This is a genomic window from Nonomuraea sp. NPDC049624 (assembly GCF_040675255.1).
In the GTDB taxonomy this organism is placed as follows: domain Bacteria; phylum Actinomycetota; class Actinomycetes; order Streptosporangiales; family Streptosporangiaceae; genus Nonomuraea.
In genome coordinates this window covers 1-5,511 of sequence record NZ_JBFAOR010000032.1, presented here as the reverse complement: position 1 = coordinate 5,511, position 5,511 = coordinate 1, and the positions used below count along the sequence as shown (strand labels likewise).

Sequence of the window (5,511 nt, the reverse complement as noted above, 5' to 3'; positions counted from 1 at the left end):
CTGGTCGCCACCAGGATCGCCGCCCGCCCCGACACCACCGGCCGGCGCAGCTACGGCTCCTACCGGGCCGAGGTGTTCGCCTCGCTGCTGGCCGTCGTGCTGATGCTCGGCGTCGCCCTGTACGTCGTGATCGAGGCCGTCGGCCGCATCGGCCGGAACGCCGCGGTCTCCTCCGGCCCGATGCTCGTCGTCGGCGCCATCGGCCTCGTGGTGAACCTCGTGGCCCTGCTCCTGCTGCGCTCCGGCGCGCGCGAGAGCCTCAACGTCAAGGGCGCCTACCTGGAGGTCGTGGCCGACACCGCCGGCTCGGTCGGCGTCATCGTGGCGGGCTGGCTGGTGGCCGCGACCGGGCAGGCGTTCTGGGACACCGTGGTCGCGCTGGCCATCGGGGTGTTCGTCGCCGTCCGCGCCGTGTCGCTGGGGCGGCAGGTCTTCGCCGTCCTGGGGCAGCACGTGCCCGAGGGCATCGACGCCGCCGCCGTGGCGGCCGACCTGGCGGCCATCGACGGCGTGCGCGACGTGCACGACCTGCACCTGTGGACGCTCACCTCCGGCATGAACGTGGCCACCGCGCACCTGGTCACCGCCGAGCCGGGCGACAACCACGCCGTCCTGGACCGGGCCCGCGACGTGCTGCGGGAGCGCCACCACATCGCGCACGCCACGTTGCAGGTGGAGCCGGTCGACCACCAGGGCTGCGACGAACTGGGCTGGTAGCGGGCGGCACGCCGCCCCTGCCGTCCCCGGGATGCACTTGTCCAACATTGGACGACTCAAATTCTTCCCACGGGTGGATTTGTCGGCTTATGTATTCCCTTGGGCCGCTGAATCGGGAAAGACACCTGTTTCATCTCAGTTCGAGGAGCTCATATGCGCATCACCCTGCGCAGAGGCGCCTTCCGCGTCCTTGCGACGGCCGCGGCACTGTCCCTGCCTCTGGCTCTCCTTCCGACCGCGGCACAGGCGGACCCCGCGCCTGCCCCGGCCGAGAAGAAGCTGATCGACTCGGTCACCGCCCCCGCGGTGAAGAAACATCTACAGGCGTTACAGAACATCGCCGACGCCAACAACGGCAACCGCGCCGCCGGCACCAGCGGCCACCTGGCCTCGCGGGACTACGTCGCCGCCAGGCTCAAGAAGGCCGGTTACAACGTCACCCTCCAGCCGTTCGACATCGCCTACTTCGAGGAGAAGTCCACGGCGCTGATGGAGCGCGTCTCCCCCAGCCCGCGCGTCTTCACCCCGACCCCGCCCGACGGCTCCACCGTCGGCGAGTTCGCCACCATGACCTACTCCGGGTCCGGCGAGGTCACCGCGTCGCTGCAGAACGTGGACCTGGTCCTGCCGCCCGGCCCGACGCCCAGCAGTTCCAACTCCGGATGCGAGGCGGCCGACTTCGCCGGGTTCACGCCGGGCAACATCGCGCTGCTGCAGCGCGGCACCTGCGACTTCGTGGTCAAGGCGAACAACGCCAAGGCCGCCGGCGCCGTCGCGGTGATCGTCTTCAACGAGGGCCAGCCTGGCCGCACCGCGACCCTGCGCGGGAACCTCGGCACGCCCGTCACCATCCCCGTGCTGGGCACCAGTTTCGCCGTCGGCCAGGAACTGGCCACGACCGGCGGCGTGATCCACATCAAGACCGACACCGTCAGCGAGATGCGCACCACCTACAACGTCATCGCCGACTCCAAGTGGGGCGACCCGAACAAGGTGGTCATGTCCGGCGCCCACCTGGACTCCGTCCCGGCCGGGCCCGGCATCAACGACGACGGCTCCGGCACCTCCGCCACGCTCGCCGTCGCCGAGGCCCTGGGCAAGATCCCGACCCGCAACCGGCTGCGCTTCGCCTGGTGGAGCGCCGAGGAGCTGGGCCTGCTCGGCTCGATCCACTACGTGGAGACCCTGCCCGCGGCCGAGCTGTCCAAGATCAAGCTCTTCCTCGACTACGACATGCTCGGCTCCACCAACTACGCCTTCAAGATCTACGACGGCGACGACTCCGACGGCGTCGGCGCCCCGGCGGGCCCGCCCGGCTCCGACGAGATCGAGAAGCTCTACGAGAAGTACTTCGACCTGCTGCACCAGGGGCACAACGGCACCGACTTCGACGGCCGCTCCGACTACGGCCCGTTCATCGAGGCCGGCATCCCCTCCGGCGGCGTGTTCACCGGCGCCGAGGGCATCAAGACGCCCGAGGAGGCCGCGATCTTCGGCGGCACCGCCGGACAGCCCTACGACCCCTGCTACCACCAGGCCTGCGACACCACCGCCAACATCAACGACAAGGCACTCGCGCTGAACACCGGCGCGGTCGCCACGGCGGCCGTCGTCTACGCCTACAGCCGCGACCTGCCCGGCCCCGACACCGCCCGGCCGGCCGCCAAGGCCCGCGCCGCCACGAGCACCGTCAGGGCGACCATCGAAGGCAGGGAGACCCGCTGACCCCGGCCCTTCCGTGCGCCCGCGGCGGGCGCACGGAAGGACCCGCTCACGCGTTCTACATGTAGATCGATTTGTCCAGTACGCCGTTCAACGAGCATTTTGCGGATAAATTAGAGAAACGCCATATTTTCTTTCTCGCGTCCACGGGTTGGAATGCAAGCAGACCAGCGATTCACTGCTTCACCGGACGCCAGAAAGGCGGCGCAATGCACGTACTCGCTCAAGTCTCCGGCAACATCACCGCCATCGGTTACGGTCTGGCCGCGATCGGCCCCGGCGTGGGCGTCGGCATCATCTTCGGCCAGGGCGTGCAGGCCATCGCCCGCCAGCCCGAGGCGTATCCGCTGATCCGCCAGAACATTCTGCTCGGTTTCGTCCTCACCGAGGCCCTTGCCCTGATCGGGCTGGTGGCGCCGTTCATCTTCCAGTTCCTCAAGTAATCGCCGCGTTTCACAAGGCGAATGGCGAATTCGAGCGGAAGATGGGTGGCGATGACCGTTCCGGAGTCACGCCACCCCCACGACCCGCGGCCGTCATCCTGGGCATCGTCGGGTCGGCACCGCAGGACTTCTAGTGCCAATATCCGTCGTAGTAGTCGACCAGATGCTGGGCGTCCTGGCCGGCCGAGGCGGCGGCGACCGTGAGGTCGGCCTCTCGGAGGATCTCCGACCGCACCAGCGGCGGCACCGACGTCGCCGGCACCTCCTGGCCGTCACGGTGGAAGGTCATCGGGTTGGTCGCGCACAGCGCGTCCAGGTCCCAGCCCTCGTCGGACATGCCCTCGACGACGCGCAGCAGCCAGCGGGCCTGCCAGCCCCCAAGGTCGCGCACCACCTCACCCTGCCCCTCGTGACAGTCGTGCTCCCAGTAGCCGATCGACACGCCGGTCCAGCCGTGCCGGATCAGCTCCGTCCGGGCCGGGCCGTAGCGCACGACGTGACCGGCGACGCGGTCCGGCTCCTCCGCGTACACCTCGCGGAGGACCTGTTCGAACGGCTGCGCCGGCCCCCTCTCGCGCCACGCGCCCACCTCCTCGGCGCTCGCGTCGGCCGGGTGCCACAAGGCGACAGGGCCCTCGGGGCGTTGCCCGGCCAGTTCCCAGCCGTCGACGGTCCTGACGGGCAGCCCGGAAGGGCCGCCGGGGATCCGCCACACCAGGGCGCGTGCGTAGGGGCCGGTGACGGGGTGGTCGAGGAGGTGCTCGCCGACCTCACGCCAGGTCCATTCGCGCTGGTGGATGAGCGCCTGCTCCAGGCGGTGGCGCGCGACCGTGCGCGCCTGCTCGACCTCTCGGGGCGTGGCGGTGGCGGCGGGCGGCGTGCGGTCGAGGAACTGGTCGCGGGTCATAGCGGCCGCGTCGGCGAGCGCATCGAGCGCGCGCGTCACCTTCTCCTGTACGGACGCCGCCCGCACCTGCGTCTGAACGAGCGCCAGCGGGGTGACGGTCTCGGGTCCGCCCCGGCGGGCCAGCACGCCGACAGCCTCGTTGGCGACGGTCTCGCTGCGGCAGGTGGAGCCGGGGCCGTCATGGCCGGCGCCGCAGGTGACGGCGGCGTCGGCGAGCAGCGACGGGACCCAAGGCTCGTCGATGACCTCGCAGGTCCGGATCAGGCCGCACGCCACCCAGACGGTCCGGCCCTTCAGGAAGCGGTCCTCGCTCCAGCTGATGCCGGCGTGGTGGCAGACGAACGGGCCGCCCCGGTAGGCGGCCAGGCGGGTGACCAGCTCGCGGACCAGGACGACGGCCTCAGGGGTGAGCAGGCCGCCGACGACCGGCAACCAGCCGTCGCCTGGGGCCGGTGTGTCGGCGGTGGCCCAGTGACGCAGCAGCGGCGACATTCCGGCCAGGCGGACGCCGTACTCCTCGGCCAGCATCGTGGCGAAGGGGTCGGCCTCCCCGATCACGTTCCTGACCGCGCCGGCTGAGCCCTCCTCGGTGAGCAGCCTCTCCAGGAGCGGCTGGAGCTCTCCGAGGTCCGTCAGGTGGCCGAACAGGTCGCGGCGCTGTTGCGGATGGAGCAGGTGGGCGGCCGCCAGCGGTATCCGGTAGAGCTCCTCGTGGCGGGTGTGGCCCTGGCGGGCCCAGTAGCCGGCGCGTTCGGCCAGGTTCCAGGCGTCGTCGGGCGTCCAGTCGACGGCGCGCGCGGCCACGGTGCGGACCAGGCGCAGGACGCGCTCGTCGTAGTCGTGGCCGCCGTGCGGGCCGAGCCAGAGCTTGGTGTGGGCGTAGGTGCCGTAGAGGCGCCAGTCGGTGTCGGGACCGGGGTCGAGGCCCTGCTCGGTGAGGGCGTCGAAACGCCGGTAGGCCTCCCTGGTAGCCGGTTCCAGATGATCCCAATTGCCGGCGAACGTCATCCGATGATCGTAGTCGCACGACGTCCGAACGAAGATCGTCGTTCTGGACGACTGCCAGCGGGCCGCCCGCAGACCCGGGTGTTGCTCAGTGCTTCCGTTCGCCCAGGACGCAGAACTCGTTGCCCTCCGGGTCGAGGAGGGTCACCCAGTGCTGCTCGTCCTGCACGCTGTCGACGCGCCGGGCGCCGAGGGAGAGCAACCGGGCGACCTCGGCCTCCTGGTCGTCGGGGCGGAAGTCGGGGTGGAGCCGGTTCTTCGACGTCTTGCCCTCGGGGACCGGCACGAAGAGCAGCCCCGGCATCCGGTCCGGCTCAGGCCGGATCTCGATGATCTCCTCGGTCTCGTCGACCACGACCCAGCCGAGAGCCCCGGCCCACCAGCGCCCGAGAGCGACCGGGTCGGCGGAGTCGACGATGATCTGTTCCCATTCCAGTGCCATGAGCTTGAGCATAGACAGGACCGCCGGCCCGGCCTCGTGGCGGCCCGGCCTCCTACCGCCATCCGGCCGCCTCGGCCATGGTCGACGCCGTACTGCGCTGCTTCGGAGCATGAACTGGGCCGGCACGAGCGCGCCGGTCTCACGGCGTTGCTCCGCGAGACGCGAAAGTGGCGCAGGGCCACGCCCTTCCCCCATGACGGTGCCCCCCCCCGCCCGACGTCGGGGGGGCGCGGGCGGGCGTGCGGGCCGGGAGTGACGGGGTCCGGATCCCACCA

General features: G+C 70.8%; 5 protein-coding genes. 3 read left to right on the top strand and 2 right to left on the bottom strand.

The features are described from left to right. From AB0J76_RS49405 to atpE, 3 genes are all read left to right on the top strand, one after another. Nucleotides 1–717, top strand: a 717-nt coding sequence (locus tag AB0J76_RS49405; protein ID WP_352329944.1) for a cation diffusion facilitator family transporter, incomplete at its 5' end; no start/stop codon positions are given. 153 nt (nucleotides 718–870) lie between these two features. Next, entirely contained in the window at nucleotides 871–2,442 is a 1,572-nt protein-coding gene (locus tag AB0J76_RS49400; RefSeq protein ID WP_352329946.1) for a M28 family metallopeptidase, read from the top strand. Nucleotides 2,443–2,648: 206 nt separating this feature from the next. Further along, nucleotides 2,649–2,882: an ATP synthase F0 subunit C gene (atpE, locus tag AB0J76_RS49395; protein ID WP_352329951.1), complete on the top strand. Its 234-nt coding sequence runs from the start codon at nucleotides 2,649–2,651 to the stop codon at nucleotides 2,880–2,882. Nucleotides 2,883–3,012: 130 nt separating this feature from the next. Here the strand turns inward: atpE and AB0J76_RS49390 are convergent, their stop codons facing one another. Together AB0J76_RS49390 and AB0J76_RS49385 are read right to left on the bottom strand one after the other, a co-directional pair. Continuing rightward, nucleotides 3,013–4,797 (bottom strand): DUF4132 domain-containing protein, encoded by a 1,785-nt coding sequence (locus tag AB0J76_RS49390; protein WP_352329948.1) that lies wholly within the window; start codon nucleotides 4,795–4,797, stop codon nucleotides 3,013–3,015. A gap of 85 nt (nucleotides 4,798–4,882) precedes the next feature. Further along, complete coding sequence (locus tag AB0J76_RS49385) at nucleotides 4,883–5,236, bottom strand: VOC family protein (protein ID WP_352329950.1); 354 nt, start codon at nucleotides 5,234–5,236, stop codon at nucleotides 4,883–4,885. Nucleotides 5,237–5,511 lie beyond the last annotated feature (275 nt).

Coding starts and splice junctions, on each gene's coding strand:
- AB0J76_RS49390 (WP_352329948.1), bottom strand. CDS start 4,797: ATGACGTTCGCCGGCAATTGGGATCATCTGGAACCGGCTACCAGGGAG.
- AB0J76_RS49385 (WP_352329950.1), bottom strand. CDS start 5,236: ATGGCACTGGAATGGGAACAGATCATCGTCGACTCCGCCGACCCGGTC.
- AB0J76_RS49400 (WP_352329946.1), top strand. CDS start 871: ATGCGCATCACCCTGCGCAGAGGCGCCTTCCGCGTCCTTGCGACGGCC.
- atpE (WP_352329951.1), top strand. CDS start 2,649: ATGCACGTACTCGCTCAAGTCTCCGGCAACATCACCGCCATCGGTTAC.